Source organism: Paracoccus sp. SJTW-4 (assembly GCF_047716885.1).
Classification (GTDB): Bacteria; Pseudomonadota; Alphaproteobacteria; order Rhodobacterales; family Rhodobacteraceae; genus Paracoccus; species Paracoccus solventivorans.
This window is the reverse complement of sequence record NZ_CP136681.1, coordinates 2,914,136-2,940,000: the sequence shown is the minus strand read 5'-3', so window position 1 is coordinate 2,940,000 and position 25,865 is coordinate 2,914,136. Positions and strand designations below refer to the sequence as shown.

At 68.8% G+C, this 25,865-nt stretch carries 26 protein-coding genes (1 of these 26 cut by a window edge); 8 read left to right on the top strand and 18 right to left on the bottom strand.

The genetic code is table 11. The features are described from left to right. Nucleotides 1-39, bottom strand: partial view of a PaaI family thioesterase gene (locus RSP45_RS14385; RefSeq protein ID WP_073067601.1) — the beginning only. The gene continues 366 nt to the left of window position 1, outside the view; only the first 39 of its 405 coding nucleotides appear in the window; the start codon lies at nt 37-39; its stop codon lies beyond the left edge, outside the window. Nucleotides 40-99: 60 nt separating this feature from the next. Between RSP45_RS14385 and RSP45_RS14380 the strand changes: the two genes are divergently transcribed. Beyond that, on the top strand, nt 100-891 hold the full coding sequence (locus RSP45_RS14380; RefSeq protein ID WP_415392455.1) for an enoyl-CoA hydratase: 792 nt from the start codon (nt 100-102) through the stop codon (nt 889-891). A 19-nt stretch (nt 892-910) separates the two neighbouring features. On the opposite strand, the gene RSP45_RS14375 is transcribed toward RSP45_RS14380, so the two are convergent. From RSP45_RS14375 to purQ, 6 genes are all read right to left on the bottom strand, one after another. Continuing rightward, nucleotides 911-1,648 carry a cytochrome c biogenesis CcdA family protein gene (locus RSP45_RS14375; protein ID WP_073067539.1) on the bottom strand — a complete coding sequence of 246 codons (738 nt, stop codon included), beginning with the start codon at nt 1,646-1,648 and terminating at the stop codon, nt 911-913. 89 nt (nt 1,649-1,737) lie between these two features. Further along, on the bottom strand, nt 1,738-4,551 hold the full coding sequence (locus RSP45_RS14370; RefSeq protein WP_415392454.1) for an Rne/Rng family ribonuclease: 2,814 nt from the start codon (nt 4,549-4,551) through the stop codon (nt 1,738-1,740). 468 nt (nt 4,552-5,019) lie between these two features. Beyond that, nucleotides 5,020-5,889 carry a hypothetical protein gene (locus RSP45_RS14365; RefSeq protein WP_415392453.1) on the bottom strand — a complete coding sequence of 290 codons (870 nt, stop codon included), beginning with the start codon at nt 5,887-5,889 and terminating at the stop codon, nt 5,020-5,022. Nucleotides 5,890-5,973: 84 nt separating this feature from the next. Beyond that, nucleotides 5,974-7,302 (bottom strand): sigma-54-dependent transcriptional regulator, encoded by a 1,329-nt coding sequence (locus RSP45_RS14360; RefSeq protein ID WP_415392452.1) that lies wholly within the window; start codon nt 7,300-7,302, stop codon nt 5,974-5,976. A 15-nt stretch (nt 7,303-7,317) separates the two neighbouring features. After that, the gene (locus RSP45_RS14355) at nt 7,318-9,123 is read right to left on the bottom strand and encodes a sensor histidine kinase (RefSeq protein ID WP_415392451.1); all 1,806 of its coding nucleotides are present in this window, start codon (nt 9,121-9,123) and stop codon (nt 7,318-7,320) included. 98 nt (nt 9,124-9,221) lie between these two features. Then, a complete protein-coding gene (gene purQ / locus RSP45_RS14350; protein ID WP_415392450.1) occupies nt 9,222-9,890 on the bottom strand; it encodes a phosphoribosylformylglycinamidine synthase subunit PurQ in 669 nt (222 codons plus the stop codon). A gap of 129 nt (nt 9,891-10,019) precedes the next feature. Between purQ and RSP45_RS14345 the strand changes: the two genes are divergently transcribed. After that, nucleotides 10,020-10,808 carry an MBL fold metallo-hydrolase gene (locus RSP45_RS14345; protein ID WP_415392449.1) on the top strand — a complete coding sequence of 263 codons (789 nt, stop codon included), beginning with the start codon at nt 10,020-10,022 and terminating at the stop codon, nt 10,806-10,808. Between the two features lie 54 nt (nt 10,809-10,862). Here RSP45_RS14345 and RSP45_RS14340 read toward each other — a convergent pair whose 3' ends face one another. Continuing rightward, nucleotides 10,863-12,077 (bottom strand): NADP-dependent isocitrate dehydrogenase, encoded by a 1,215-nt coding sequence (locus RSP45_RS14340; protein WP_415392448.1) that lies wholly within the window; start codon nt 12,075-12,077, stop codon nt 10,863-10,865. Between the two features lie 160 nt (nt 12,078-12,237). Further along, nucleotides 12,238-12,897 (bottom strand): alpha/beta hydrolase, encoded by a 660-nt coding sequence (locus tag RSP45_RS14335; protein ID WP_073067520.1) that lies wholly within the window; start codon nt 12,895-12,897, stop codon nt 12,238-12,240. 228 nt (nt 12,898-13,125) lie between these two features. Between RSP45_RS14335 and RSP45_RS14330 the strand changes: the two genes are divergently transcribed. Next, a complete protein-coding gene (locus RSP45_RS14330) occupies nt 13,126-13,596 on the top strand; it encodes an Rrf2 family transcriptional regulator (protein WP_415392447.1) in 471 nt (156 codons plus the stop codon). Nucleotides 13,597-13,727: 131 nt separating this feature from the next. Next, nucleotides 13,728-14,243, top strand: a complete 516-nt coding sequence (locus RSP45_RS14325) for a CAP domain-containing protein (protein ID WP_073067516.1) — start codon at nt 13,728-13,730, stop codon at nt 14,241-14,243. A 62-nt stretch (nt 14,244-14,305) separates the two neighbouring features. Here RSP45_RS14325 and RSP45_RS14320 read toward each other — a convergent pair whose 3' ends face one another. The 7 genes from RSP45_RS14320 to RSP45_RS14290 all read right to left on the bottom strand — a co-directional run bounded on the left by RSP45_RS14320 (nt 14,306) and on the right by RSP45_RS14290 (nt 19,864). Further along, nucleotides 14,306-14,548: a plasmid stabilization protein gene (locus RSP45_RS14320; protein ID WP_073067513.1), complete on the bottom strand. Its 243-nt coding sequence runs from the start codon at nt 14,546-14,548 to the stop codon at nt 14,306-14,308. A 74-nt stretch (nt 14,549-14,622) separates the two neighbouring features. Next, nucleotides 14,623-15,405 carry an SDR family oxidoreductase gene (locus tag RSP45_RS14315; RefSeq protein ID WP_415394081.1) on the bottom strand — a complete coding sequence of 261 codons (783 nt, stop codon included), beginning with the start codon at nt 15,403-15,405 and terminating at the stop codon, nt 14,623-14,625. A gap of 78 nt (nt 15,406-15,483) precedes the next feature. Then, nucleotides 15,484-15,840: a hypothetical protein gene (locus RSP45_RS14310; protein ID WP_415392446.1), complete on the bottom strand. Its 357-nt coding sequence runs from the start codon at nt 15,838-15,840 to the stop codon at nt 15,484-15,486. After that, the gene (locus RSP45_RS14305; RefSeq protein ID WP_415392445.1) at nt 15,837-16,556 is read right to left on the bottom strand and encodes a hypothetical protein; all 720 of its coding nucleotides are present in this window, start codon (nt 16,554-16,556) and stop codon (nt 15,837-15,839) included. Before RSP45_RS14305 ends, RSP45_RS14310 begins: the two co-directional genes overlap by 4 nt. Before the next feature lie 74 nt (nt 16,557-16,630). Beyond that, nucleotides 16,631-17,956 carry a hybrid sensor histidine kinase/response regulator gene (locus tag RSP45_RS14300; protein WP_415392444.1) on the bottom strand — a complete coding sequence of 442 codons (1,326 nt, stop codon included), beginning with the start codon at nt 17,954-17,956 and terminating at the stop codon, nt 16,631-16,633. Beyond that, nucleotides 17,956-19,125 (bottom strand): FIST N-terminal domain-containing protein, encoded by a 1,170-nt coding sequence (locus tag RSP45_RS14295; protein ID WP_415392443.1) that lies wholly within the window; start codon nt 19,123-19,125, stop codon nt 17,956-17,958. Before RSP45_RS14295 ends, RSP45_RS14300 begins: the two co-directional genes overlap by 1 nt. A 1-nt stretch (nt 19,126) precedes the next feature. Beyond that, the gene (locus RSP45_RS14290) at nt 19,127-19,864 is read right to left on the bottom strand and encodes a response regulator transcription factor (protein ID WP_084732132.1); all 738 of its coding nucleotides are present in this window, start codon (nt 19,862-19,864) and stop codon (nt 19,127-19,129) included. A 170-nt stretch (nt 19,865-20,034) separates the two neighbouring features. Between RSP45_RS14290 and RSP45_RS14285 the strand changes: the two genes are divergently transcribed. From RSP45_RS14285 to RSP45_RS14275, 3 genes are read left to right on the top strand one after another with little or no spacing between them, the layout of a single operon-like run. After that, entirely contained in the window at nt 20,035-21,081 is a 1,047-nt protein-coding gene (locus RSP45_RS14285; RefSeq protein ID WP_415392442.1) for an ABC transporter substrate-binding protein, read from the top strand. Then, nucleotides 21,078-21,881 (top strand): ABC transporter permease, encoded by an 804-nt coding sequence (locus tag RSP45_RS14280; protein ID WP_234952073.1) that lies wholly within the window; start codon nt 21,078-21,080, stop codon nt 21,879-21,881. The genes RSP45_RS14285 and RSP45_RS14280 overlap by 4 nt, the downstream gene beginning before the upstream one ends. Then, nucleotides 21,871-22,497, top strand: a complete 627-nt coding sequence (locus tag RSP45_RS14275) for an ABC transporter ATP-binding protein (protein ID WP_415392441.1) — start codon at nt 21,871-21,873, stop codon at nt 22,495-22,497. The genes RSP45_RS14280 and RSP45_RS14275 overlap by 11 nt, the downstream gene beginning before the upstream one ends. A 51-nt stretch (nt 22,498-22,548) precedes the next feature. On the opposite strand, the gene RSP45_RS14270 is transcribed toward RSP45_RS14275, so the two are convergent. After that, nucleotides 22,549-23,331 (bottom strand): 3-hydroxybutyrate dehydrogenase, encoded by a 783-nt coding sequence (locus tag RSP45_RS14270; RefSeq protein ID WP_415392440.1) that lies wholly within the window; start codon nt 23,329-23,331, stop codon nt 22,549-22,551. A 286-nt stretch (nt 23,332-23,617) separates the two neighbouring features. On the opposite strand from RSP45_RS14270, the gene RSP45_RS14265 reads away from it, so the two are divergent. Further along, nucleotides 23,618-25,483 carry an extracellular solute-binding protein gene (locus RSP45_RS14265; RefSeq protein WP_415392439.1) on the top strand — a complete coding sequence of 622 codons (1,866 nt, stop codon included), beginning with the start codon at nt 23,618-23,620 and terminating at the stop codon, nt 25,481-25,483. On the opposite strand, the gene RSP45_RS14260 is transcribed toward RSP45_RS14265, so the two are convergent. Beyond that, nucleotides 25,480-25,833 carry a hypothetical protein gene (locus tag RSP45_RS14260; protein ID WP_415392438.1) on the bottom strand — a complete coding sequence of 118 codons (354 nt, stop codon included), beginning with the start codon at nt 25,831-25,833 and terminating at the stop codon, nt 25,480-25,482. The genes RSP45_RS14265 and RSP45_RS14260 overlap by 4 nt on opposite strands. Nucleotides 25,834-25,865: the final 32 nt, after the last annotated feature.

Below are 25,865 nucleotides of genomic sequence, written 5' to 3'. Positions count from 1 at the left end.
CTCGCGCGCCAGGAACGACTCGATCTCATGCGCCTGCATCATGCTTTCCCCCCATGCCGTTGCGCCCTACAGTCTGGCCCAGGGGATACGGAGGATACAATGGCAGAGAGCTTGATCCGGCAGGAAAATCATGGGGCTGTGGCGCGGCTGGTGATGACGGGGGGCGCGAATTACAACGCGCTGTCGGTCCAGATGCTGGCGGCGCTGGGGCAGGCGCTGGACCGGATCGCCGCGGAGGACAGCGTGCGCGCCGTGATCCTGGCGGCCGAGGGCAAGGCGTTTTCCGCCGGCCACGACCTGCGGCAGATGCAGGCGGCGCGAGCCGACGCCGACGGCGGCCGCGCGGCCTATGAGGAACTGTTCGCCGATTGCGCGCAGGTGATGCAGAAGATCGCCACCCTGCCCCAGCCGGTGATCGCCGAGGTGCAGGGCGTCGCCACCGCCGCCGGCTGCCAGCTGGTCGCCAGCTGCGACATGGCGGTCGCGGCCGAGGGCGTGCGCTTCGGCGTGAACGGCATCAACATCGGGCTGTTCTGCACCACGCCGATGGTCGCCCTGACCCGCGCCATCCCGCCCCGCGCCGCTTTCGAGCTGCTGGTGACGGGCGAATTCATGGATGCGGCCCGCGCCCGCGAACTGGGGCTGGTCAACCGCGTCGTGCCCGCGGCCGAGCTTGCCGAAAGCACGATGGAACTGGCGCAGCTGGTCGCCTCGAAGCTGCCCAGCGCCGTGCGTTTGGGCAAGCGCGGCTTCCGCGAACAGCAGGGGCTGTCGCTGGCCGATGCCTATCAGCGCGGCGGCGCCATCATGTGCGAAAACCTGATGCTGCCCGAGACCGACGAGGGCATGGCCGCATTCCTGGAAAAACGCCCGCCCTCCTGGGCGAACTGAGCGGGCGGGGTGGGCCGGCCTAGCCGATCTGCCCCAGCGCCGGGAACGTCTCGAGCAGCCAGTAGCTGATGACCCCCATCCAGCCGGTCAGCAGCAGCAGGCCCACCGCGATCAGCAGCACGCCCGACACCCGCTCGATCACGCCCATGTGGCGCTTGAGCCGGTTCATCAGCCCCATCGAGCGCTCGATGAAGATCGCCGACAGCAGGAACGGGATGCCCAGCCCCAGCGCATAGGTGCCCAGCAGCGTGGTGCCGCGCGCCGGGTCGGTCGCCGCCAGCGTCAGGATCATCGACAGTTGCGGCCCGATGCACGGCGTCCAGCCGAACGCAAAGGCCAGCCCCAGGAAATACGCCCCCAGCGCCGAGCCGCCCTTGTCGCCGGTGTCCAGCCGCGCCTCGCGGTCCAGGATCGGGATGCGGAACACATGCAAGAAATGCAGCCCCAGCAGGATCACGAAGATCCCCGAGATCGTCACCAGCCACGGCTGATATTGCAGGAACGCCCGCCCGAAGGCCGAGGCCGCATAGCCCATCAGCAGGAACACCGTCGACAGGCCCAGCACGAAGAACAGCGCCGGCAGCACCGCGCTGCGCTGGCCCTCGCGCAGGTCCGAGACCTTCACCCCGGTCATATAGGCCAGATAGGGCGGCACGATCGGCAGCACGCAGGGCGACAGGAAGGACAGGATCCCGGCCGCCACCGCGACAAGCATGGCGGGCAGGATGGCGGCATCGACGAGTTCAATTCCAAACATGGCGGCACCTTGGCGAAAACTTCGGGGCCGGGGAAGACCCCGGCCCCGCAACGAATGGTCACAGTGGCGTCATGTCCGCAGCGGCCCGATCAGCCGGCCGACCACCAGCCGCGGCGCTTGGGCCGCGCAGCCTCTTTCGGCTCGGCGGCGACGGGCTCGGGCTGGGCCTCGGCCGCAGCGGGCTCGGCCACAGGCTCGGCCACGGCTTGCAGTGCCGCGGCCTCCTCAGCCTCGGCTTCCGCAGTCGCGGCTTCCACCGCTTCCGGGGCAGTTTCGGGGGCCGCAACCTCCACAGCCGCCTCGACGGGCTCGTCCTGCGACAGGGACACGGCGGGCTCGGCGACAGCCGCGGCAGCCTCCCCGTTGCCATCACCGTCCGTCTCGGCAGCCTCCGCCTCAACGACCTCGGCCGCGTCGTCGCCGGGCGAGCGGCCCAGCAGATCATCGGCCAACCCGTCGGCATTGGCCGGGATGCCGCCGGTTTCGACGGGCACGCCTTCCCCGGCCGGGGCGTCGCGGCTTTCGTCGATCACCGCCGGGGTCGGGTTCTGGCCGTCGGCCTCGCCCTCGCCATTGCCCCGATCCTCGCCACTGCGCCGCGACCGCGAGCGCGAGCGGGACCGGCGCGAGCGTCCCGAACCCGTGGCCTCCGGCGCGGCTTCGCCCGCCCCGGCATCGGCCTCGGCCGCAGCGGTTTCGCCGCTTTCCTCAGCCTCGGATTCCCCGTCCTCGCCCGACAGCGTGGCGAAATCCTCGTCCCCCGACTCCTCGCCGTTGCGCCGGCGGCGCCGGCGACGGCGGCGGCGGGTCGAGGAACCCGCGTCCTCGCCATTGCCCTCGTCCGGCGCGGCGGGGGCTTCGGTCGCGGTCGCCTCGACCACCTCTGCCTCATCCTCGACCGAGTTGTCGGATTCGTCGATTTCCGCCATCAGCCGCGCATCCACCGACAGCGCCGCGGTCGATTGATCCGGGATCGCCCGCGTGGCGGTCTTGAACTTCTCGAGCGAGTAGTCGGGCGAGATCAGCGCCGGATCCGCCTCGATCCGCACCGACAACCCATAGCGCGTCTCGATCCGGGCGATATGGTCGCGTTTCTGGTTCATCAGGTAGTTGGCCACCGCCACCGGCACCTTGACCAGAACCTCGCGCGACCGCTTGCGGGTGCCTTCTTCCTCGATGGCGCGCAGGATGGTCAGCGCCATGGAATCGTCGGACCGGATCAGCCCGGTGCCGTGGCAATGCGCGCAGGGCTGGGTGGTCGATTCCAGCATCCCCGGCCGCAGCCGCTGGCGCGACATCTCCATCAGGCCAAAGCCGGAAATCCGCCCGACCTGGATCCGCGCCCGATCGTTCTTCAGCGCCTCCTTGAAGCGTTTTTCCACGGCGGCGTTGTTCTTGCGCTCGTCCATGTCGATGAAATCGACGACGATCAGCCCCGCCAGATCGCGCAGCCGCAGCTGCCGCGCGATCTCGTCCGCGGCCTCGCAGTTGGTCTTGAACGCGGTCTCCTCGATCGAGCCTTCCTTGGTGGCCCGGCCCGAGTTCACATCGATCGCCACCAGCGCCTCGGTGATGCCGATGACGATATAGCCGCCGGATTTCAGCTGCACGACCGGGTTGAACATGCCGGCAAGGTAGCTTTCCACCTGATAGCGCGCGTAGAGCGGCGTCGAGTCGGTGTAATGCTTCACGTTGCGGGCGTGGGTCGGCATGATCATCGCCATGAAGTCGCGGGCGGTGCGATAGCCGCGCTCGCCCTCGACCAGCACCTCGTCGATGTCCTTGCTGTACAGATCGCGGATGGTGCGCTTGATCAGGTCGCCTTCCTCGTAGATCGGCGCGGGCGCGATCGACTTGAAGGTGCGTTCGCGGATCTGTTCCCACAGCCGCATCAGATATTCATAGTCGCGCTTGATCTCGCTGCGGGTGCGCTGGCTGCCGGCGGTGCGGATGATCAGCCCGGCGCCCTGCGGCACCTCCAGCTCGGCGGCGATCTCTTTCAGCTTCTTGCGGTCGGCGACATTGGTGATCTTGCGGGAAATCCCGCCGCCGCGCGCGGTGTTCGGCATCAGCACGCAATAGCGGCCGGCAAGGCTCAGATAGGTGGTCAGCGCAGCGCCCTTGTTGCCGCGTTCCTCCTTGACCACCTGCACCAGCATGATCTGCCGGACCTTGATGACCTCTTGAATCTTGTAGCGGCGGGCGCGGGGCTTGCGCGAGGGGCGGATTTCCTCGGTCACGTCCTCTTCGGCGATCGATTCGATATCGTCGTCCGAATCGCCGTGGTCGTCGCCGTGATCCTCGGCCTCTGCCGCAGTCGTATCACTCGCAACGTCCGCGGTCTCGACCGCTGCCCCGGCTTCCGGGGTCGCGACCGTGGTACCCTGATCGGCAGCCGCGCCACCCACATCCGCGGCGTCGTCAGAGCCGGCGTCGATGATCTCCATCCCCGGCACGTCGTCCGAGCGGCTTACCGCATCGTCCTGCACCGCCCGCTCGGCGCGTTCCTCGCGGCCCCCCTCCCGGCTGCCATCGCGCGAGCCGTTGCGGCCCCGCCCCCGGCTGCGCGAGCTGCGGCGTTCCTGCGTGCCCTCTTCGGCCTCGGCCTCGGCGGCGGCGGCGCGATCCTCTTCGATCAGCGCGGCGCGGTCGGCGGCGGGGATCTGGTAGTAATCCGGGTGGATTTCCGCAAAGGCGAGGAAGCCGTGGCGGTTGCCGCCGTAATCGACGAAGGCCGCCTGCAGCGAGGGCTCGACCCGCGTCACCTTGGCCAGGTAGATGTTCCCGGCCAGCTGGCGTTTGTTCAGGGTTTCGAAATCAAAGTCTTCGACCTTGGTTCCGTCCGCCACGACCACCCGGGTTTCCTCGGGATGGGTGGCGTCGATCAGCATCTTCTTTGCCATGTAATGTTCTTTCACGCAGCCCGTCCGGGCCTGTCACGCGACAGGACGACCGGGCGGGGCTGCGACATGATGCGGACGCCATGGTTGCGGCAGAACAGGCGGCACCCCCAACGGGTATGGGGGCGGACAGGATCGATTCCCGCCGCCCCCTTGCGTCACCTTGCCTTGCGCGATCCATCGCGTCTGTTTCCTTTTGGCCGCATGCGGACCCGCAGGGCCCGCCGCGACGGCTGATATTCAGGCCCGACGCACCAAGAGGATACGCCTGAGGACCGGCTTTCTTCCGCGCGGCCCGACCTGCTGCCCCCAAGGGGTCCACGGCCGGCACCACGCTGCGAAACTGGCTGCGGCGCATGGTCGCCAGATCGGACGACCGCACCCGCATGGGGTGAACATAGGGGCATGGCATCTTGGATTTCAATGCGAAACTGTCGCGTCCCGCATCGAACTGCGCCGCGGGCGCCGCGATCAGCGGTTGTCCTGACAGGTTTCCGGGCTGAGCAGGCAGACGAACACGCCCAGAACCGCCCCCGTCCGGGCAAGGTCGTTCACGGTCGATTCATCGCGCGAGATCAGCCGATCGGCCGACACCCATTCCGACACCCCATCCGACATCCGCCGCACCTTCACTCGTCCGTTCGCCTGGTCGATTTCCTGAATGATCGAAGGTGAATCGCTGAGGATTCCCTGCACATGCACCCCGTCCCCGACTGTCAGCCCGCGCACGGTCGGCGGTCCGGTGTAAGCCGGCGGCGCAACGGGAACAGGTGCAGCCGGAGCGGGGGCGGCCGGAGCAGAAGGGGCGCCAGCCGAACCCTGCCCGCGCCATGCCTCGAACCGCGCCAGAACCGCCGGCCGGTCCCGCTCTGCCACCAGCGCAAAGGAAACACGCTTTGTTTCAGGGGCAACGAGGTGTCGGGCCAGATCCTCAAGATCCGACACTTTGGTCGGATTCGGCGGCTGGACCCATTCCACATGGGTGCTCCCGAACGAAAACGGGAAATACTGAAATCCTTCGCTTTCGCTGCCCGCGCTCGCTTCTACCGGTGCCATGGCAACATAGGTGCGATCGGGAAAACTGGTGGACCCAAGCACGGCAATGATCGTCGCCGCCATGGGCGGCCATCCCTGCAATTGATAGCCCAGCGCGGCCTTATCCGGCCCGACGACCAGCGCCAGAATGGCGTCCTGTTCGGCCGTCTGGAACAGATATTCACCCTCGGGGTAAGCGCCGGTCACCGAATAGACAGAGGCCGACGGCCGCAGGTCTGCAATGCTTTCGTATCGACACCCAGCCAGCACCAGGGACAGCAGTGCCAGAACGATTCGCATTTGCATGATCGCCCTCCCGTTCCCCTGATGATAACAGAAACGAGAGCGCCACGGTCATGTTCCGGCCTGTCTTTTCGACGGGCCACCGTTTTACAGGTAATCGCCGCGGCTCAGCCCGTATTTCGCCATTTTCTCGTTCAGGGTGCGGCGCGGCAGGCACAATTCGTCCATCACCGCGCTGATCGAGCCCTTGTGGCGGCGCATGGTGTTGTCGATCAGCATCCGTTCGAAGGATTCGACATATTCCTTCAGCGGCTTGCCCTCGGTGGTGGTGGCGTCGGTCTGCGCCTCCTCGCCGTCCCCCAGCAGCAGAGAGGTGATCGAGCCGGTGCCGCGGCGGTTCTGCAACACCGCGCGCTCGGCCACGTTGATCAGCTGGCGCACGTTGCCGGGCCACGGCGCCTGCAGCAGCTGCGCGGCCTCTTGCGCGGTGATCTGCGGCGGCTCGCAACCGTATTCGTCGGCGAACTGCTCGGTCATGCGGGTGAACAGGGCCAGGATATCCTCGCCGCGCTGGCGCAGCGGCGGCAGGGTGATCTTCAGCGCCGACAGGCGATAGAACAGGTCCGGGCGCAGGCTGTCCTCGGCCCGCCGCCCCTCGCCGCGGGCGTTGGAAATGGCGATGATCCGGGTCTCGGCCGGGCTGCCCTGATCGGCGATGAAGGCCAGCAGCCGCGCCTGCAGCGGGTCCGACAGTGCCTCTATATCCTCAAGGCACAGCGTGCCGCCGCGGGCTTCCTCGACCGCGGGCAGACCGTCCTCGACCGGGCCAAACAGCCGCGTGGCCAGAGCTTCCTCGTTATAGGCGGCGCAGGAAATCGGCACGAACTTGCGCGAGGCCCGCGGCCCCACCGCGTGCAGCGCGTGCGCGACCAGGGTCTTGCCGGTGCCGGTCTCGCCGTCGATCAGCACATGGCCGTCGGCCTGACCCAGGTCCAGGATATCCTCGCGCAGCCGCTCCATCGCGGGCGAGGTCCCGACCAGCTTGGACATGACCTGCTGACCCTCGGACAGGTCGCGGCGCAGCGCTCGGTTGTCCAGGGTGATCCGCCGCGCCTGCAGCGCCTTCTTGGCCAGCTCGGTCATGCGGTCGGGGTTGAAGGGCTTTTCCATGAAATCCATGGCCCCCAGCCGCATCGCCTCGACCGCCATCGGCACGTCGCCGTGGCCGGTTATCATGATGACCGGCAGCGCCGAATCCTGCCCCATCAGCCGCTTGAGGAACGCCATCCCGTCCATGCCCGGCATCCTGATGTCGGTGATGACCGCGCCGGGCCAGTCGGGGCCGATCACCTTCAGCGCCTCTTCGGCGCTGGCGAACACCTCGGTGGTGAAGCCCGACAACGTCAACCACTGGCTGATCGATTCGCGCATGTCCGGTTCGTCGTCCACGATCGCCACGGTCATCGTCTGCGTCATGCCATCATCCTTTCGTCACTCGGCAGCCAGCGGCTTGGCGCCATGCCGGGCAGGTTCGTAAAGCGGCAGGTCGACGTCGAACACCGCACCGCCGCCCTGGCGGTTGTGCGCGGTCAGCCTGCCGCCGAAATCGGCCACGATCCCGGACGAGATCGCCAGCCCCAGCCCGGTTCCCTCGCCGGGGCTCTTGGTCGTCCAGAAGGGTTCAAAAAGTTTTTCCAGATCGTCTACGCCGGGGCCGTTGTCCCGGACAGACAAATGCGCGTGTGACAGCTTGTTGACCACCAGCTCGATCGAGGCGTCGCGCACGGTCTTGGTGGCGTCCAGCGCGTTGCGCACCAGGTTGATGATGACCTGTTCCAGCCGGATGCGGTCGCAGAACACCATCACCGGCTCGGACGGGACGCTGCGCTGCAGCCGCACCCGGCGGGTGCGCAGCTGCGGCTCCATCATGGTCAGGGCGCTGGACAGCGCCGCGCGCAGGTCCACCGGCTCGAACGCCTCGCCGCCCTTGCGGGCATAGGATTTCAGCTGCTTCGTGATCGCGCCCATCCGGTCCAGCAGGTCGTCGATGCGCTGGAACGAGGTCATCGCCTCGGTATCCCGCCCCCGTTCCAGCAGCAGCCGCGAGCCGGCCAGATAGGTCTTCATCGCCGCCAGCGGCTGGTTCAGCTCGTGGCTGACGCTGGCCGACATCTCGCCCAGCGCCGCCAGTTTCGAGGCCTGCTGCACCGTCTGCTCGGCCACGCGCAGCTCGCGCTGCACCCGCTCGCGCTCGGCGATCTCGCGGGTCAGGCGGGTGTTCAGCGCCCGCAGGTCGGCGGATTCGCGGCGGTAGCGGGCGGACTGCACCCGGGCGCGGCGGGACAGCAGATAGAACCCCAGCGCCAGCAGGATCGCGAACCCCATGATTTCCAGCGCGAGGAAGGTGTTCACCCGGTCGCGGATCGAATCATAGGTGGTGAACAGGGTCATCCGCCAGCCGCGGAACGGGATGCGGGTCTGGGTCTGCATCACCGCCTTGCCGCCGACATAGGCGTCGGCCGGGCGGTTGGTCCAGTCGGCGGTGACCTGATAGGCCCGCTCGATCGCCGAGGGGGCGGATCGCACCGCCAGCGCATCATCCAGCGTGCGCCCGCGCCAGCGCGATTCGGTCGCCAGGATGATCTGCCCCGAGCTGTCGGTGACCGCGACCGCATCCTGCACCCCGCCCCAGGACCGTTCCAGCCGCCCCAGATCGGCGCCGACCACGATCACCCCCAGCGAGCGTCCCTCGCTGACCACGGCGCGGGAATAGGCGAACTCGAACCCGCCGCTGTCGGCAGGTGACACGGTGAACACGGTGTCATTGGTGCGCAGCGCCTCGACGTAGAACGGCGACAGCACGTAATTCGCGCCCAGCAGCTTGCGGTCGGTGGCCCCCACCACCCGACCCGAGTTGTCCAGCAGCCGGATCGAGGCGACGGCGATTTCCTTTTGCGCCGCGATCAGCCGGGCCGAGATCGTCGCATAATCCTTGTTGCTCAGCGAGCCGATCAGCGCCGGGTCGCGCGCCAGCAGCAGCGGCACCACCGAGGTGCGCTGCAATTCCGACAGCAGGTTACCGGTGAACAGCGCCGATCGCAGCTCGGCCCGCACCCGGGTGCTTTCGGAAAAGCGGTCGGTCAGCCAGACATTGGTCCACCAGATCGCGCCGATGGCGGCGATCAGCAGCCCCAGGATGCCGATGCGGTTGACCAGACGCGCCCTCGCCGTCGCCCGGACACGTTGCGCGGCGGGATCGGTCGGTTCGTGCTCAATCTCTCGGCCGCTGGCTGCCATGGTTGCAATCTAGGTAAAACCGGCTGGCCGCTCAAGCGGTTGCAGGGCTGCCGCGCCCCTCGGCGACAGCCCGCAGCGGCCCGAGCGCAAGTCGCGGCTCAGACCGCGACCGTGGAATCGATCAGGCCGCGGAACAGCCGCGCCCCGTCGGCGCCGCCATGCGCGGCCTCGGACGCGCGCTCGGGGTGCGGCATCATCCCCAAAACCCGGCGGTTTTCCGACAGAACCCCGGCGATATCGGCGACCGAGCCGTTCAGTTTTCCCTGATAGGTCAGGGCGATACGCCCCTCGGCCCGCAGCCTTGCCAGCCCCTCGGGGTCGATCTGGTAATTGCCGTCGTGATGGGCGACGGGCAGGCTGATCTCTTCACCCTCGGCAAAGGCCGACAGGAAATCGTTCTCGCGCGAGGCAACCCGCAGCGGCGCATCCTTGCAGATGAAGGTCAGCCCGGCGTTGCGCATCAGCGCGCCCGGCAGCAGCCCCAGCTCGGTCAGCACCTGGAAACCGTTGCAGACCCCCAGCACATAGCCACCCCGCGTCGCATGGTCGCGGATCGCGCGGGCGACAGGCGAGCGCGCGGCGATGGCGCCGCAGCGCAGATAGTCCCCGAACGAGAACCCGCCCGGCACCGCCACCAGATCGGTGCCCTCGGGCAGGGCGTCGTCCTTGTGCCAGACTCGCGCCACCTCGGCGCCGGCGGCCTCCAGCGCCACCGCAAGGTCGCGGTCGCAGTTGGAACCGGGAAATGTGATGACGGCTGCTTTCATCGGGCACGCTCCACTCTGGCCATGGGATGCAGATAGCGTGTGCGGCCCCCCGGGAAAAGGGTGGCCGGGGGAACTCGGACCGCCGCGCCGCGGTTTCCGCAAGCGGAGCTCCAGCCAAAGGACGATCCCATGGACCTGAATCGACGCCAGACCCTGGCCGGCGCGCTGGCCTGCACCGCCGCCGCCGCGCTGCCCGCGGCACTGCGGGCGCAGGCAGCAGCCCCAACCCCTGCTACCGCGCCCGGTTTCCTCACCCCCTTTGAACATGCCAGCCTGATGCTGACGCTGGCCGGGCAGAACATCCTGGTCGACCCGGTGGGCGGGGCCGACCGCTATGCCGCGGCCGGGCCGCTGGCCGCGGTGCTGGTCACCCATGAACACGGCGACCATTTCGACCCCGAGGTGCTGGCCGCGGTGGTGACCGACGGGGTGGCGCTGGTGGTGAACCCGGCGGTGGCCGAAAAACTGCCCGAAGACCTGCGCGCCCGCGCCACCGTGATGGCCAACGGCGACAGCGGCGAGATCGCGGGCATCAAGATCGAGGCGGTGCCCGCCTACAACATCACCCCCGAGCGCACCCAGTATCACCCGCAGGGGCGCGACAACGGCTATGTGCTGACCTCGCCCGAGCACGGCCGCATCTATATCGCCGGCGACACCGAGGCGACGCCCGAGTTCATGGCCCAAGCCGACATCGCGCTGGCCTTCGTGCCGATGAACCTGCCCTATACGATGAGCATCGACCAGGCGGTCGAGGGGGTGGCGGCGATGGCGCCGCGGCTGGTGATTCCCTATCACCACCGCGGCAACGACCCGGCCGAGTTCGCGGAAAAGCTGCGCGCCGCCGGCTCGCAGACGCAGGTCGCCATCGTGGACTGGTATCCCGGCAGCGACGACCCCAAAGGTCCCGCCGACTGAAACGCAAGACGGCCGGGCAATTGCCCGGCCGCCTGTCACTTTTGCCCGCCGGTCTTAACCAGCCAGCGCCTTGTTCAGGTATTCGTCGACCTTTTCCAGGTAACCCATGGTCGACAGCCACTTCTGTTCCGGCCCGACCAGCAGCGCCAGGTCCTTGGTCATGTGGCCGTCCTCGACCGCCTGCACGGTCACCCGCTCCAGCGTTTCGGCGAACCGCATCAGCGCATCGTTGCCGTCCAGCTTGGCGCGGTGCTTCAGCCCGCCGGTCCACGCATAGATGGACGCGATCGAGTTGGTCGAGGTTTCCTTGCCCGCCTGATGCTGGCGATAGTGGCGCGTCACCGTGCCGTGCGCGGCCTCGGCCTCGACGGTCTGCCCGTCCGGCGTCATCAGCACCGAGGTCATCAGGCCAAGCGAGCCGAAGCCCTGCGCGACGGTATCGGACTGCACATCGCCGTCGTAGTTCTTGCAGGCCCAGACATAGCCGCCCGACCATTTCAGGTTCGAGGCCACCATGTCGTCGATCAGCCGGTGCTCATAGGTGATGCCGGCCTTCTTGAACTTGTCCTCGAACTCGGCCTCGAAGACCTCCTGGAACAGGTCCTTGAAGCGGCCGTCATAGGCTTTCAGGATGGTGTTCTTGGTGGACAGGTAGACCGGATAGTTGCGGAGCAAGCCGTAGTTCATCGAGGCGCGGGCAAAGTCGCGGATCGAATCGTCCAGGTTGTACATCGCCATGGCCACGCCCGAGGACGGGGCGTCGAACACCTCGTGCTCGATGGTCTCGCCATCCTCGCCGACGAACCTGATCGTCAGCTTGCCCTTGCCGGGGAAGCGGAAATCGGTGGCCTTGTACTGGTCGCCGAAAGCGTGGCGGCCGACAACCACCGGCTGGGTCCAGTGCGGCACCAGCCGCGGCACGTTCTTGCAGATGATCGGCTCGCGGAAGATCACCCCGCCCAGGATGTTGCGGATGGTGCCGTTCGGCGACTTCCACATCTTCTTCAGGCCGAACTCTTCGACGCGGGCCTCGTCCGGGGTGATGGTCGCGCATTTCACGCCGACGCCGTATTGCTTGATGGCGTTGGCGGCGTCGATGGTCACCTGGTCCTCGGTGGCATCGCGATGCTCGATGCCGAGGTCGTAGTATTTCAGGTCGATGTCGAGATAGGGCAGGATCAGCTTCTGCTTGATGAAGTCCCAGATGATCCGGGTCATCTCGTCGCCGTCGAGCTCGACGACGGGGTTGTCTACCTTGATCTTGGTCATGTGGCGCCCCTTGCAGTGGAAGTCGGTCTGCGGCGCCTATAGCCCAGAACTTGCGCGAGGGGAAGGCTTGTATGCCGTGGTATACATTTATGCCGCAGCCCGTCGTGGCATGGCCCGTGCAGGCGGGCGGCGCAACCTTGGGCTGCGCCGCCGCCGGTCGTCAGCGGGTGGTCTCGGTCAGCCGCCGCCGCACATAGGCCTGCACCGAATCGATCATCGGCTTCATGTGCGCCTCATCGTCACGGAAGAAATGATCGGCGCCCTCGATGGTCTCGTGGGTGATGGTGATGCCCTTCTGCTCGCGCAGCTTGCCGACCAGCCCCTCGGTGTCCTTGGGGGGCGCCACCCGGTCGGCGGTGCCATGGATGATCAGCCCCGAGGCCGGGCACGGCGCCAGGAAGCTGAAATCATACATGTTCGCCGGCGGCGCCACGCTGATGAACCCGGTGATCTCGGGGCGCCGCATCAGCAGCTGCATCCCGATCCAGGCGCCGAAGCTGAACCCCGCCACCCAGCAGTGTTTCGAGTTCGGGTTCATCGCCTGCAGGTAATCCAGCGCCGAGGCGGCATCGGACAGCTCGCCCACGCCCTGGTCGAATTCCCCCTGGCTGCGGCCCACGCCGCGGAAGTTGAAGCGCAGCACGGTGAAGCCCATGCGGTGAAAGGCATAGTGCAGGTTGTAGACCACCCGGTTGTTCATCGTGCCCCCGAACTGCGGGTGCGGATGCAGCACGATGGCCAGCGGCGCATCGGGCTTGGGTTGCGGATGGTAACGGCCTTCCAGCCGACCCTCGGGACCGGGAAAGATAAGCTCGGGCATGACACTCCTAATCGGCTGGTCGCCGCGTGGACGGGGTGCGATCCGCGACCCGCCCGGTTTCCTTGACGCAGCAGAACGCAATCATTAGACCGCAATCTGGTGTGCGCGACCGGTTTTCGCAAGAAACGGCCCCAAGGGCTTAGCGCAGGCTCCGCGCAGGCGTCAACGCCCGCCCCCGGCCTGCGGCGGGGATCGGTCGGGCGGGGACTGGCAGTCGAGGGGGCGCCGATGAAGCTTTCCACAAAAGGCCGCTATGCCATGGTCGCGCTGGTGGATCTGGCCACCAGCCCGGGTAATCTGACGACCCTGGCCGAGATCTCGCGGCGGCAGAACATCTCGCTGCCCTATCTCGAACAGCTGTTCGTGCGGCTGCGCCGGGCGGGGCTGGTCGAAAGCGTGCGCGGCCCGGGCGGCGGCTACCGGCTGGCGCGCGCGCCTGAATCCATCCGCATCGCCGATGTGCTGGGCGCGGTGGACGAAACCGTCAGCGCGCTGCATGTCGGCGCCGGGGCCTCGGGCGGCAGCAGCGGGACGCGGGCACAATCGCTGAGCAACCGGCTGTGGGAAGGGCTGTCGGCGCATGTCTACGTGTTCCTGCACAGCAACACCCTGGCCGATGTGGCGGGCAACACGCTGCTGCCCTGCCCGGCCGTGCCCGCAATCCTGTCGGTCGAGGACGAGGCCGACGCCCCCGCCTGACCGCGCGCCCGGCCGGGGGTGCAAGGATGCCACGCCCCGGCCGCAAGCGCGCCGGATCACGCAATCCTGCATTTGAAGCCTGGCGCGCAGCCCGATAATCGGGCGGAAGTTTCAAGGACGGATGCACCAAGATGACCAAGCTGACCCTTGCCGCCGGCATCGCGCTGATGATGACGCTGTCGGCCTGCGCCATCGCGCCCCCGCCCCAGATCGGCCCGGACGGCCAGCCGATCCCGACCGCCTATCGCATCACCCCGATGGACCAGGCGCAGATCCCGAACCGGGTGCTGACCCAGATCAACCTGCTGCGCAGCCAGCAGGGGATGCAGCCGCTGACCCTGAACCCGCAGCTGGCCGCCGCCGCCATGGCCCATTCCCGCGACATGTCGGCGCAGAACCGGGCCTGGCATTTCGGCTCGGACGGGTCGTCGCCGCTGGACCGGGTACGGCGGCAGGGCTACGCCGGCTCGTTGCTGGGCGAGGATATTTCCGAGACCTACGAGAACGAGATCGCCACCCTGAACGCCTGGATGCAGACCCGCGACACCCGCGACCTGATCATGGACCCGGCCGCGCGCGAACTGGGGATGGGCTGGTTCCAGGAGCCGTCGAACAAGATCTGGTGGACGATGCTGATCGGGGCCTGAGCCGCCCCGCTTATGGCGGCGCCGGACCCCGGGATATTTGGGCAAGGAAGAAGCGCGAAGCGTCAGGCGTTGCCCTTGCGGCGGCGGGTTTCCCAGCCTTTCTTCGCGGCTTTCGAGCGTTCCTCATGCGTGGACGAGCGGCCCGAGCCGGATTTCTTGCCGCCGCCGTCCTGCTTGTTGACCGTGGCCCAGGCAATCTCCTCGGCCCGTTTCTCGGACGCGCCGCGGTCCTCGTAGCTTTCGGCGATATGCTCGGCCTTGCGCTTCTGCTTGTCGGTATAGGCGTCCTTGTCTCCGCGTGGCATGGATGGTTCCTCCTGCTGCGGGCGGCATCTGCCGCCTGCGGGGGAAACCATCCGCCCGGGGGCGCGGTTCCGGCCTAGATGGTGACGTTCAGCGCGCCGCCGTCCAGCAGCAGGTTCTGCCCCACGATGAACCGCGCCTGCTGCGAACACAGGAAGGCGCAGGCAGCGCCGAAATCCTCGGCCCTTCCATAGTCACGGGTCGGGATGGTGGCCTCGCGCCGGGCACGGGCCTCGGCCGGGGTGATCCCCTGCGCATCGGCCACCCCCTGATCCAGCGAGGTGGCGCGGTCGGTGTCGTGGATGCCGGGCAGCAGGTTGTTCACGCAGACGCCCTTTTCCGCCACCTGCCGCGACATCCCCGCGACAAAGCCGGTCAGCCCGGTGCGCGCGGTGTTCGACAGCCCCAGCTGCCCGATGGGCGAGCGCACCGCGGCCGAGGTGATGTTGACCACCCTGCCCCAGCCGCGATCCATCATCCCCGGCACCAGCGCCTGCATCAGCGCGATCGCCGACAGCATGTTGGCGTCGATGGCGCGGATGAAATCCTCGCGCGACCAGTCGGTCCAGTGGCCGGGCGGCGGGCCGCCGGCGTTGGTCACCAGGATGTCGGCCTGCCTGCCCAGCGCCTCGAGCACCTGCGCGCGGCCCTCGGGGGTGGTGATGTCGGCGGCGACCGGGGTCACTCGCACGCCATGCGCCGCGGCGATCTCCTGCGCGGTGCGGGCCAGGTCCTCGGCGCCGCGGGCGTTGATGACCAGCTCGACCCCCTCGGCCGCCAGCGCCTCGGCGCAGCCGCGGCCCAGCCCCCTGGACGCCGCGCAGACGAGCGCCTTCCTGCCCCTGATCCCCAGATCCATCGCCGGTTCCCCCTTGTTGCGGTCGGTGGCACCCAAGCGCCGCGCCTTGCCGGGGTCAAGCCCCGGGCGGGGGCGGCGTCAGAAACAGAGGATCTCGGCCTCGGCCTCGGCCCGGTGCAGCTCGGCCACCAGCGCCTCCATCACCGGGCTGCCGCGGAACATGGCGCTGCGCTCGCCGGTGGTCTGGCGCATCCGCAGCACGGTTTCCGCCTGCACGTAGGAATCATACGGTAGCACATCGGCAATGGCGTCGATGGCGCAGGAACAGCGGCGCAGCGATTCGGGGGTTTCGCCGTTCACCGCCATGCAGGCCAGCGCGTATTCCACGCGCGTCTCGGTCGGGTAGTCGTTGACCGCCTGCGCGTAGGCGGGCAGCACGGGCCAAAACCCCGGCGCGGCCAGCAGGCAGGCGAAAAGCAGGTTGCGCATCATCATTCCAGCACCATGGCGTGGCGATAGGGGGCGGGGGCGATCGGCTGCGGCGCCATCCCCTCGGGCGGGACCGCGGCGACCGGACCGTCGGTTTCGGCCACCAGCTCGCGGATCGGGTCGGAGGGGTCGTCGCCAAGGCGGAACCGCAGCCGCAGCGTCTCGAACCCCTTCATGCGGTCGCTGGCGGGATCGCCGTCAAAGGGGCGCAGCTCGACCGAGATCCCGTCGTCGCCACTTGTCGGCGGCCCGGCCTTGGCCAGCGCGTCCTTGATGCGGTTGCGGATATAGAACGGGCTGCCCCCGGTCAGCGTCGCCATGTCGCGGGCGGTGTTTTCCAGGAAGATCACCACCACCGGATCGGCCATCGAGACCGGGAACCGCCCCAGCAGCCGCGATTCCTCTCCCGCGGTCTGGCGGACTTCCAGCAGCTTCTGCCCGTCGGCGGGGTCGGTGGTCTCGGCCAGCGTGACCCGCCCGTCGCTGATCTGCTGAAAGGCGGGCGACTCGGGGCCCTGATGGTCCAGCCGCCAGTTCAGCTCTTGCGTGCCCAGCGCCCAGGGGCCGCGGTCGGTAAAGATCAGCTCGGCCGATTCGCCGGCCGCAGCCGGCGTCAGCGGCAGGGCCGCGCCCAGCGCCAGCACCAGCGCCAGCCGCCGGGCAATCCGCAGCGTCCCGCCGGCAATTGGGCCGGATGCGGGAACATTCCGAAGTCGTGTCATCCGCTCTCCTCTCTTTGCGGCAGCATGGGCGGGGCGGCGGCGCCTGCCAACCCCGGGCCGCCCCGCCTCGGCCATCAGGATGAGATGGCGCGCAGCAGGATCGCGCCCAGCTCGTCGGCACGCACCGGCTTTTCGACCAGCGGCACCCCCAGCGCGGCGCTGGCGCGGGCCGGGCCGGGGCCGCGCTGCGCGGTCACCATCACCGCCGGGATATGCTGGCCGGCGGCGGCACGCAGCGCCTCGATGGCGCCGATGCCGGTGTCGCCGTTGTCCAGGTTGTAATCGGCCAGGATCACGTCGGGCGGGTCGTCCTGCCCCATCGCCGCCAGCGCCTCGGCAATGCCGCCGGCAGCGCGCACCACCATGCCCAGCCGGTCGCCCAGCATCAGCTCATACCCCCGCCGCATCGCCGCGTCGTTTTCGACGATCAGCGCCACGCGGGCACGCAGTCCGTGCAGCGCCACCTGGCGAAAGCCGTTCTCGGCCCCGCCCGGCGCCGCCGGGGCCAGCCCGACGCGGAACACCGTACCGCCGCGGGGCCGGGCCGCGACCTCGAGCGGGTGGCCCAGCTTGGCGCAGGCGCGGCGCACGATGGACAGGCCCAGCCCCATCCCCTGCGGCCCGCCCTCGCGCACGGCGCGCTGGAACTCGTCGAAGATACGGGCGCGGTCGGATTCGCCGATGCCGACGCCGCTGTCGTGGATTTCCAGCCAGACCAGCCCGGCACGGCGGCGTACCCCCACCACCACCCCACCGGTCTCGGTATATTTGATCGCGTTCGAGACCAGGTTCTGCGCAATCCGGCGCAGAAAGGTCGGGTCACTGTCCACCACCGCCGAGGTCGGCACAAAGCTCAGCCGCAGCCCCGCGGCCTCGGCCATGGGCGCATATTCCGCGCCCAGCCGCCGGAACAGCGCGTCCAGCTCGACCGGCTTGCGGTGGAACTCGATGCGCTGGCTGTCCAGCCGGCTGATGTCGAGCACCGCGTGCATCAGTTCCTCGACCGATTCGAAGGCGCCGGCCAGCCGCCCGGCCAGTTCCTGCTGCAACGGGTCCAGGTCCGTGTCCGACAGCGCCGACAGGAACAGCCGCGCCGCCGACAGCGGTTGCAGCAGGTCATGGCTGGCCGCGCGCAGGAAGCGGGTCTTCGAGCGGTTGGCCTCTTCAGCGGCGGCGCGGGCCACGGCCAGGTCGCGGTTCTTTTCCGACAGGTCGGCCAGCGCCTGTTCCAGGTCGCGGGTGCGGGCCAGCGCCTCTTGTTCCAGCGCGACGGCGGCCTGGAACATCGACCAGGCCGAGCCGCGCCGTTCTTCCAGCCGGTCCACCCGGTCGATCAGCACCGAGACGATGCGTTCCAGCCTTGCGGCGCGGCGGGCGGGGTCTTCGTCGCGGGTCAGCATCAGGCGGCAGGGTCCGGTTCCATCAGCGCCAGCCCGACGAAGGTCTGGTTCACATGCATCGCGCCCAGCTGCTCGCCGAAGGTGTTGAAGCCGAAAATGCGGTAGCGGTCGAACAGCTCGGCCATGGCGCCGGTCATGCCGGCCTGCTCGACCGCCAGCCGGCGCAGGATGCAGTCGAAGCCCAGCACCATCAGCGGCAGCCGCGGCAGCGCGTCCAGCGTGTCGGCGAAACCGGCGGTCACGTCGCCGGCCTGCCCCAGCGTCAGCACCGCGCCGGTTTCCACCGCCGACATCAGCTGCAGCGCGCCGCCCTGTCCCACGCCGCTGATCGCGCGGACATGGTGGCGGCGCCCCGTCTTCAGCAGAAGCGGATGGCGGGCGAAATCGGCCCGGTCCAGCCGCGCCGGGTCCAGCCCCGCCAGCCGCGCATATTCCTGCGCCGCCGGCTCGGCGTTCAGTTCGTGGATCACCCGCCCGCCGGGGTCGGCGCTGGTGACCACCGCGCGTTTCTCGGTGGGGGTGAAATGGGCAAAGCTGACCTCGGACACCGCGAGGCTGGTTTCCACCAGCACGAAGATCGCGGCGCCGGGGATCACCGCCCCGTCGAGGATCTGGCAGCTCTGCCCGAAATCCACCCCCTCGCCGGCCGAGCCGCCGACCACCGGCACATCCGGCAGCGCAGCATCCAGCGCGGTGACCAGAACATCCTCCTGGCTGGCGCTGCCGTCGGCCAGCAGGATGCCGAATTGCGACCAGCCGGGGCGCGGCGGAAGCTCGTCGCGCAGCTGGCGCAGCTGCGACAGCCAGGCCGACACCGGGATCAGCCGCTGGTTGCGCAGCGCCACCGCGCCCACCCGGAACGAGCTGCGCGGAAACCCGACGGCGACCACGGTGTCGCGCTGATACCCCGCGGCGCCGATCTCTCCGGCCGAGGAACAGCCGGCGATCCGCACCCCCGCCAGCCGGTCGCCCAGCCGCTGCGCAATCGGCCCCAGCGCGGCGCGGGGCGAGCCGAACAGCAGCACCAACGCCGGATCGCATTCCGCCAGCCCCGCGACCAGCGTGTCGGCGCCGGCGGCGTCCTCCGCCGCCACGCTCAGCGCCACCGGCGCCTGCGACCCGCCCGACCCCGCGCCCGGCCCTGCGTCGTCCAACGAGGTTTGCGCCACGTCAGCCCGGCTCGAACAGGCGGGCGCTGTTGGCCAGCAGCACCGCCTGGGTGCGGCGGCGGGCGTTGATCTTGGACATGATCGCGGTGATGTGGGTCTTGACCGTAGCCTCGGCGATGGACAGCTCGTAGCTGATTTCCTTGTTCGCCTTGCCCTGGCAGATCAGCCGCAGGATCTTCATCTGCTGCGGCGTCAGCGTGGCAAAGCGGCGGGCCAGCTCGGCGCGGGCGTCCTCTTCGGAACCGGCGGCCTCGGGCTCGTAGCCCTCGGGGGTAACGCGCTCGCCCTCCCACATGCGGCGCAGGCTGTCGACCAGCGCCTCGCGGCCCAGCGACTTGGCGATATAGCCCTGCGCCCCCGCCGCCATCGCGGCCGAGATCATCGCGTTTTCCAGATCGGCCGAGATCATGGTGATCGGCACGCCCGGCAGCTGCCGGCGCAGGGTCACGATGCCCTCGGCCCCGCGGGCGTCGGGCAGGTTCAGGTCCAGGATCACCGCGTCGGGGGCGCCGTGGGTGCGGATCTGCTCGATCGCGGCGGCCAGGCTGCGGGCGGTGCGCACGGTCTTGCGCCCGAAACTGATCTTGAGCGTCAGCGCCAGCGCGTCGCACATCAGCGGGTGGTCGTCCACGATCAGGATGTCCTGCACCTGATCGGCGGAACGGCGCGGCGCGGCTGGGGTTACGGCGGGCTCGGCGCCTTCGGCCCCGGCCGCCGGTGCCCGGATGGGTGTGGTCATGATGTCGTCCTCCCACCAAAGATGCGACACCGGGCCGCATCCTGGTGCCCCCAGTCTACGACCAAAGCCCCGTCGCGCAAGCCGCTTGCCGGTATAGACTGCCCCGGTGATTGCCAGCCCGGCGGGATGCTGCCACGCTGGTCCCGCCGCCACCCGCCGGAGGTTCCGCCATGATCCCGCTGCGCCGCATCGCCCTGTCCGCCTGCCTGGCCCTGGGGTTTTCGCTGCCCGCCACTGCGCAGGAAACGCTACCCGAACTCACCGTCGGCACGCTGGAAGGCGGCACCGTGACATGGGAGCTGGAAACCATCCGCACCCACGGGCTGGACCGCGCCCACGGGTTTTCGCTGAAGCTGCTGGCGCTGGCGGGGAACCCCGCGACCCATGTGGCGATGCACGGGGGCGAGGTGGACAGCATCGTTTCCGACTGGCTGTGGGTGGCGCAGCAGCGGGCGGCGGGGGCGGATTACGTGTTCCTGCCCTATTCCACCGCGGTCGGCGGGCTGATGGTGCCCGGCGACAGCGCGGTGCAAAGCCTCGCCGATCTCGAAGGCCAGACCATCGGCGTCGGCGGCAGCCCGGTCGACAAGAGCTGGCTGATCCTGCGCGCCTGGTCGATGAGCGAGCACGGCCGGAACGGCGGCCGCGACCTGGCCGACACCACCCGCCAGCTGTTCGGCGCCGCGCCGATCATCCTCAACGCCTTTGAATCGGGCGAGGTCGCGGCGGCGGTGAACCTGTGGCATTTCCAAGCCAAGATGGAGGCGAGGGGCGCGCGCGAACTGGTCGACGTGGTGACCGCGGCCCGCGATCTGGGGCTGGACCCCGACACGCCGCTGCTGGGCTATGTGCTGCGCGAAAGCTGGATTCAGGCGAACCCGCAGGCCGCGCGCGGGCTGGCGGAAGCCTCGGCCGAGGCCAAGCGCATCCTGGCCACCGACGATTCCGCGTGGGAGGCGCTGCGCCCGATCATGAACGCCGAGGGTGACGCCGAGTTTACGGCGCTGCGTGAGCGCTGGCGCGCCGGCATCCCCTCGGGCCGCGGCGTCGACCCCAAGGCGGCGCAGCAGATGTTCGCGGTCATGGCCGAGCTGGGCGGCGAAGAGCTGACCGGCGGGCTGACCGAGCTGCCCGAGGGGCTGTTCTGGACGCCGGACCCTGAGTCTGGGTCTGAGCCCCTGCCCGAACCCGAAGCGAACCCCGACGCCAAGCCTTGAGCGACCGCCCGCCACCTGCCCCGACCGCCCCCGCCCGGCGCCCGCGCTGGGCGGCGCTGGCCCCCGGGCTGGTCTCGGCCGCGCTGGTGCTGGGGCTTTGGGCGGCGCTGGCCGCAATCGGCGACGATCCGCGGCGCCTGCCCTCGCCCATGGTGGTGCTGGAACGGCTGTGGGCGCTGGCCGCCAGCGGCGAGCTGTGGTTCCACACCGGCATGACGCTGGCGCGGGTGCTGGCGGCCTTTGCCGTGGCGATGGTGGCCGGGGGCGCGCTGGGGCTGTGGATGGGACGTTCCGCCACCGCCGACCGCTGGCTGAACCCGACGCTGGTGGTGCTGCTGAACCTGCCGGCGCTGGTGGTGATCGTGCTGTGCTATATCTGGATCGGCCTGAACGAGACCGCCGCGATCCTGTCGGTCGCGCTGAACAAGATCCCGGTGGTGGCGGTGCTGCTGCGCGAGGCCGGGCGGGCGCTGTCGCCCGATCTGGACGACATGGCGCGGGTGTTCGGGATGCGGCCGCTTTCGCGGCTGCGCCATGTGGTGCTGCCGCAGCTGGCCCCTGCCATCGCCGCCGCCGCCCGTTCGGGCATCGCGCTGATCTGGAAGATCGTGCTGGTGGTCGAGTTCCTGGGCCGCTCGAACGGGGTCGGCTTCAAGCTGCACATGCATTTTTCCAATTTCGACGTGGCGCGGGTGCTGGCCTGGGCGCTGGCCTTCGTCGTGGTGATGCTGCTGATCGACCTGATGATCCTGCGCCCCTGGCAGGACAGCGCCAACCGCTGGAGGCAGGATGCGGCTTGAGCTTGCCGGAAAGCAGTTCGACGGCCGCCCGGTGCTGGGGCCGATGACGCTGGAGCTGACGCCCGCGCAGCGGGTGGCTCTGCTGGGGCCATCCGGCGTCGGCAAGACCACGCTCATGCGGATCATCGCCGGGCTGGACACGCGGTTTCAGGGCCGGCGGCAGGTGCCGGAACGGCTGGCGATGGTGTTCCAGGAACCCAACCTGCTGCCCTGGCGCACGGCGCTGCAGAACATCACCCTGCCGACCGGGGCGACGCCCCAGGCCGCGCGGGCGCTGCTTGCGGAAGTGGGTCTGGCCGGGCGCGATGCCGCCTGGCCCCGGCAGCTGTCGCTGGGCCAGCAGCGGCGGCTGGCGCTGGCCCGCGCCTTTGCCACGCGCCCGCAGATCCTGCTGATGGACGAGCCCTTCGCCTCGCTGGATGCGGACACCGCCGGGCGGATGCTGGAGCTGACCGCCCGGCTGCTGGACGACAGCGGCGCCGGGCTGGTGCTGGTCACCCACGACCCGGCCGAGGCCGCGTTCCTGCGCGCGCAGCCACTGCTGCTGCGCGGCAATCCGGCGACGCTGGGCGCGGACGAGGCGGGGACGCCACCCCCGCACCCCCGGGATATTTGAGCACCAAAGACCGGGCATGGCGGCACGGTTTCGCCGCCCGTCGCCGGCGGGTCAGAGCGCGGTCCAGCCGCCGTCCACGGAAATCGTGGTGCCGGTGATCTGGGCAGCGGCCTCCGAGCACAGGAACACCGCGGTGCCGCCGATCTGTTCGACCGTCGCGAACTCGCCCGAGGGCTGGCGCTGCAGCATCACCTTGGCGATGACCTCCTCGCGGCTCATGTTGTGGGTCTTCATCTGGTCGGGGATCTGCTTTTCCACGATCGGGGTCAGCACATAGCCCGGGCAGATGGCGTTGCAGGTGATCGGGTCGGTGGCGGTTTCCAGCGCCGTGACCTTGGTCAGCCCCACCACCCCGTGCTTGGCCGCCACATAGGCGGATTTATAGGGCGAGGCCGTCAGCCCGTGCGCCGAGGCGATGTTGACCACCCGCCCCCAGCCCGCCTGGCGCATCATCGGCAGCGCCACAGCGGTGGTGTGAAACGCGCTGCTGAGGTTGATGGCGATGATGGCGTCCCATTTCTCGGCCGGGAAATCCTCCAGCGGCGCGACATGCTGGATGCCGGCGTTGTTCACCAGGATATCGCAGCGCCCGGCCTGCTCGATCAGACGGCGGCAGTCGGCGGGCTTGCTCATGTCGGCCTGGATATAGCGCACGGCGACGCCGTGGTCGCGGGCCAGGCTTTCGGCCAGCGCGTGATCCTCGGGCGTGTCGGTGAAGCTGTTGATCACCAGATCCGCCCCGGCCGCGGCCAGCGCCTGCGCCACCCCCAGCCCGATGCCGCTGTTCGATCCGGTCACCACCGCCGTCTTGCCGGCCAGGATTTTCTCGGCCATCTGCACGCCCCCTTCGTGTTGCTGCGGGGGCAGGATAGCGCGGCGCCCGCGGCTGCGCCAGAAATCGGCGGGCCTGCGCCTGCGGGCAAAAAAAAGGCGCCCGCACAAGGCGGGCGCAAGTCATGAGGCAGGTTTCATACAGGCAAGAAACCTATCGAGCAGTGCCTTTGGTATACGCCCAAGCCGCCACGAGTCCAAGGGCCGAGTTTGCGTCAGGGTGAACGCATGGGTAGTCTTTTGCGACAGAACCGGGCCTGAACCCGGACGAAGCAGGACAGGCGCCCCCATGCGAATCTTCAAAATCGTTAACGATTCCGCGATTACGACCATGCTGCGCGTGATCTTTCTGGGGGCCGCGACTGTTGCAGGGATGCCGCTGACAAGTGCGGCGGAACCCTCTCATGCCCTTGCAATGTTTGGAAAACCCGCCCTTCCGGCGGACGCGGCACAGCTGCCCTACACCAATCCCGATGCCCCCAAGGGGGGGATGATTCGCTTTGCCGAGCCGGGCAGCTTCGATTCGCTCAAACCCTGGGTGCTCAAGGGCAACCCAGTTTGGGCAGTAGGGGTCCATATTGCCGAACCGCTGATGCTCAGATCGCTCGACGAGCCGTTCACGCTTTATTGTCTGTTGTGCGAATCCGTCGAGACCGACGCGGACCGCAACTGGGTCGCCTTTACCCTGCGGCCCGAGGCGCGGTTTTCCGACGGCACCCCGGTCACGGTCGAAGATGTGATCTGGTCGTTCGAGACACTGGGGACCCAGGGCCACCCCCGCTACGCCGGCGCCTGGGGCAAGGTCGCCTCGATCACCCGGACCGGCGAGCGCGCGCTGCGCATCGAGTTTTCCGAGCCCGACCGCGAGCTGCCGCTGCTGATGGGGCTGCGCCCGGTGCTGAAGAAGGCGCAGTGGGAGGGCAAGGATTTCCGCGCCTCGGGGCTCGAGGTGCCGATCGGCTCCGGCGCCTATGTGGTCGATCGGGTCGACCCCGGCCGCTCGATCAGCTTCCGCCGCAATCCCGATTACTGGGGCCGCGACCTTCCGCTGCTGCGGGGCGTCTATAATTTCGACGTGATCCGCTATGATTATTTCGCTGACACCAACGCCATGTTCCAGGCGTTCAAGGCCGGCGAGGTCGATATCTGGCGCGAGACCAGCGCGGTGAAATGGGCCACCGAATACGATTTCCCGGCCATCACCGCGGGGCGGGTGGTCAAGTCGGAAATCCCGCATCGCCGGCCGTCGGGGATCATGGGGCTGGTGATGAACACCCGCTCGCCGCTGTTTCGCGACTGGCGGGTGCGCGAGGCGATGATCCTCGCCTTCAACCACCAGTTCATCAATGCCACCCTGACCGGTGGCACCGACCCGCGGATCACCAGCTATTTCGCCAACTCGGAGCTGGCGATGCGCCCCGGCCCGGCGACCGGGATCGAGGCCGAGCTGCTGGCCCCCTTTGCCGACCAGCTGCTGCCCGGCACGCTGGACGGCTACGCCCTGCCCGAGGGGGCCGCGAAGATGCTGGACCGCGATTCGCTGCGCCGGGCGGTGGCGCTGCTGGAAGAGGCCGGCTGGACCGTGCAGGAGGGCGTGCTGCGCAACGCCGATGGCGCGGCCTTCGCGCCGGAAATCCTGCTCAACCAGTCCGGAAGCGCCATGCGCGCGGGCAGCGAGATGCAGCAGATCGTCGATATCTATGTGCAGGCGCTGCGGCCGCTGGGGGTGGTGCCGCGGGTGACGGTGCTGGACAGTGCGCAATACGTCCAGCGCACCAACCGCTTTGCCTTTGACATGACCTGGTATGAACGCGGGCTGTCGCTGTCGCCGGGCAACGAACAGGCGCTGTACTGGGGCAGCGCCAGCGCCGGGCAAGAGGGGTCGCGCAACTGGATGGGGGTGCGCGAGCCGGCGGTGGACGCGATGATCGCGGCGGCGGTGAACGCGCCCGATGATCAGACCCATGTCGCGGCAGTGCGGGCGCTGGACCGGCTGCTGACGGCAGGGCGCTATGTGATCCCGGTCAGCTATTCGCCGCTCAGCCGCATCGCCCATTCCGCCAGGCTGCATTACCCCGACACGCCCACCGCCTACGGCGACTGGCCGGGGTTCCTGCCCGATCTGTGGTGGGAGGAGGCGCCGCGCCCCGACTAGACCCGGCCCAGATTGTCGCCGTCGTCGGGATAATCGTCATCATCCCCGAAGCGGGCATCGTCGGCGTATTCGTCCTCGCCCTCGGAGACGTATTTCCCCGACAGCGCGATCGAGTGGTTGTCATGCGCCGGGTCCATCACGACATCGGCGGGGATCTCGCCGGCGAGCCATTCCTTGATCTCGTCGCGGGCCTCCGAGATGTCCTGCTCGGTCACTTCGGCGATATAGCGGACAAAGGCGCGCTGGTCGCCGTCGATCTCGTCCAGCATCGCCTCGTCGACATCTTCCCATTTTTCCTGGATCGCCTCGTAGAAGGCGCTCCAGTTCGCCTGGACATGTGACCATTTCATGTTGCCGTCTCCTGCATCGCGAGCCTCTGGCC

Excerpts from the sequence above, each read along its gene's own strand:
- RSP45_RS14380 (WP_415392455.1), top strand. The coding sequence starts at position 100 with ATGGCAGAGAGCTTGATCCGGCAGGAAAATCATGGGGCTGTGGCGCGG.
- RSP45_RS14375 (WP_073067539.1), bottom strand. The coding sequence starts at position 1,648 with ATGTTTGGAATTGAACTCGTCGATGCCGCCATCCTGCCCGCCATGCTT.
- RSP45_RS14370 (WP_415392454.1), bottom strand. The coding sequence starts at position 4,551 with ATGGCAAAGAAGATGCTGATCGACGCCACCCATCCCGAGGAAACCCGG.
- RSP45_RS14365 (WP_415392453.1), bottom strand. The coding sequence starts at position 5,889 with ATGCAAATGCGAATCGTTCTGGCACTGCTGTCCCTGGTGCTGGCTGGG.
- RSP45_RS14360 (WP_415392452.1), bottom strand. The coding sequence starts at position 7,302 with ATGACGCAGACGATGACCGTGGCGATCGTGGACGACGAACCGGACATG.
- RSP45_RS14355 (WP_415392451.1), bottom strand. The coding sequence starts at position 9,123 with ATGGCAGCCAGCGGCCGAGAGATTGAGCACGAACCGACCGATCCCGCC.
- purQ (WP_415392450.1), bottom strand. The coding sequence starts at position 9,890 with ATGAAAGCAGCCGTCATCACATTTCCCGGTTCCAACTGCGACCGCGAC.
- RSP45_RS14345 (WP_415392449.1), top strand. The coding sequence starts at position 10,020 with ATGGACCTGAATCGACGCCAGACCCTGGCCGGCGCGCTGGCCTGCACC.
- RSP45_RS14340 (WP_415392448.1), bottom strand. The coding sequence starts at position 12,077 with ATGACCAAGATCAAGGTAGACAACCCCGTCGTCGAGCTCGACGGCGAC.
- RSP45_RS14335 (WP_073067520.1), bottom strand. The coding sequence starts at position 12,897 with ATGCCCGAGCTTATCTTTCCCGGTCCCGAGGGTCGGCTGGAAGGCCGT.
- RSP45_RS14330 (WP_415392447.1), top strand. The coding sequence starts at position 13,126 with ATGAAGCTTTCCACAAAAGGCCGCTATGCCATGGTCGCGCTGGTGGAT.
- RSP45_RS14325 (WP_073067516.1), top strand. The coding sequence starts at position 13,728 with ATGACCAAGCTGACCCTTGCCGCCGGCATCGCGCTGATGATGACGCTG.
- RSP45_RS14320 (WP_073067513.1), bottom strand. The coding sequence starts at position 14,548 with ATGCCACGCGGAGACAAGGACGCCTATACCGACAAGCAGAAGCGCAAG.
- RSP45_RS14315 (WP_415394081.1), bottom strand. The coding sequence starts at position 15,405 with ATGGATCTGGGGATCAGGGGCAGGAAGGCGCTCGTCTGCGCGGCGTCC.
- RSP45_RS14310 (WP_415392446.1), bottom strand. The coding sequence starts at position 15,840 with ATGATGATGCGCAACCTGCTTTTCGCCTGCCTGCTGGCCGCGCCGGGG.
- RSP45_RS14305 (WP_415392445.1), bottom strand. The coding sequence starts at position 16,556 with ATGACACGACTTCGGAATGTTCCCGCATCCGGCCCAATTGCCGGCGGG.
- RSP45_RS14300 (WP_415392444.1), bottom strand. The coding sequence starts at position 17,956 with ATGCTGACCCGCGACGAAGACCCCGCCCGCCGCGCCGCAAGGCTGGAA.
- RSP45_RS14290 (WP_084732132.1), bottom strand. The coding sequence starts at position 19,864 with ATGACCACACCCATCCGGGCACCGGCGGCCGGGGCCGAAGGCGCCGAG.
- RSP45_RS14285 (WP_415392442.1), top strand. The coding sequence starts at position 20,035 with ATGATCCCGCTGCGCCGCATCGCCCTGTCCGCCTGCCTGGCCCTGGGG.
- RSP45_RS14275 (WP_415392441.1), top strand. The coding sequence starts at position 21,871 with ATGCGGCTTGAGCTTGCCGGAAAGCAGTTCGACGGCCGCCCGGTGCTG.
- RSP45_RS14270 (WP_415392440.1), bottom strand. The coding sequence starts at position 23,331 with ATGGCCGAGAAAATCCTGGCCGGCAAGACGGCGGTGGTGACCGGATCG.
- RSP45_RS14265 (WP_415392439.1), top strand. The coding sequence starts at position 23,618 with ATGCGAATCTTCAAAATCGTTAACGATTCCGCGATTACGACCATGCTG.
- RSP45_RS14260 (WP_415392438.1), bottom strand. The coding sequence starts at position 25,833 with ATGAAATGGTCACATGTCCAGGCGAACTGGAGCGCCTTCTACGAGGCG.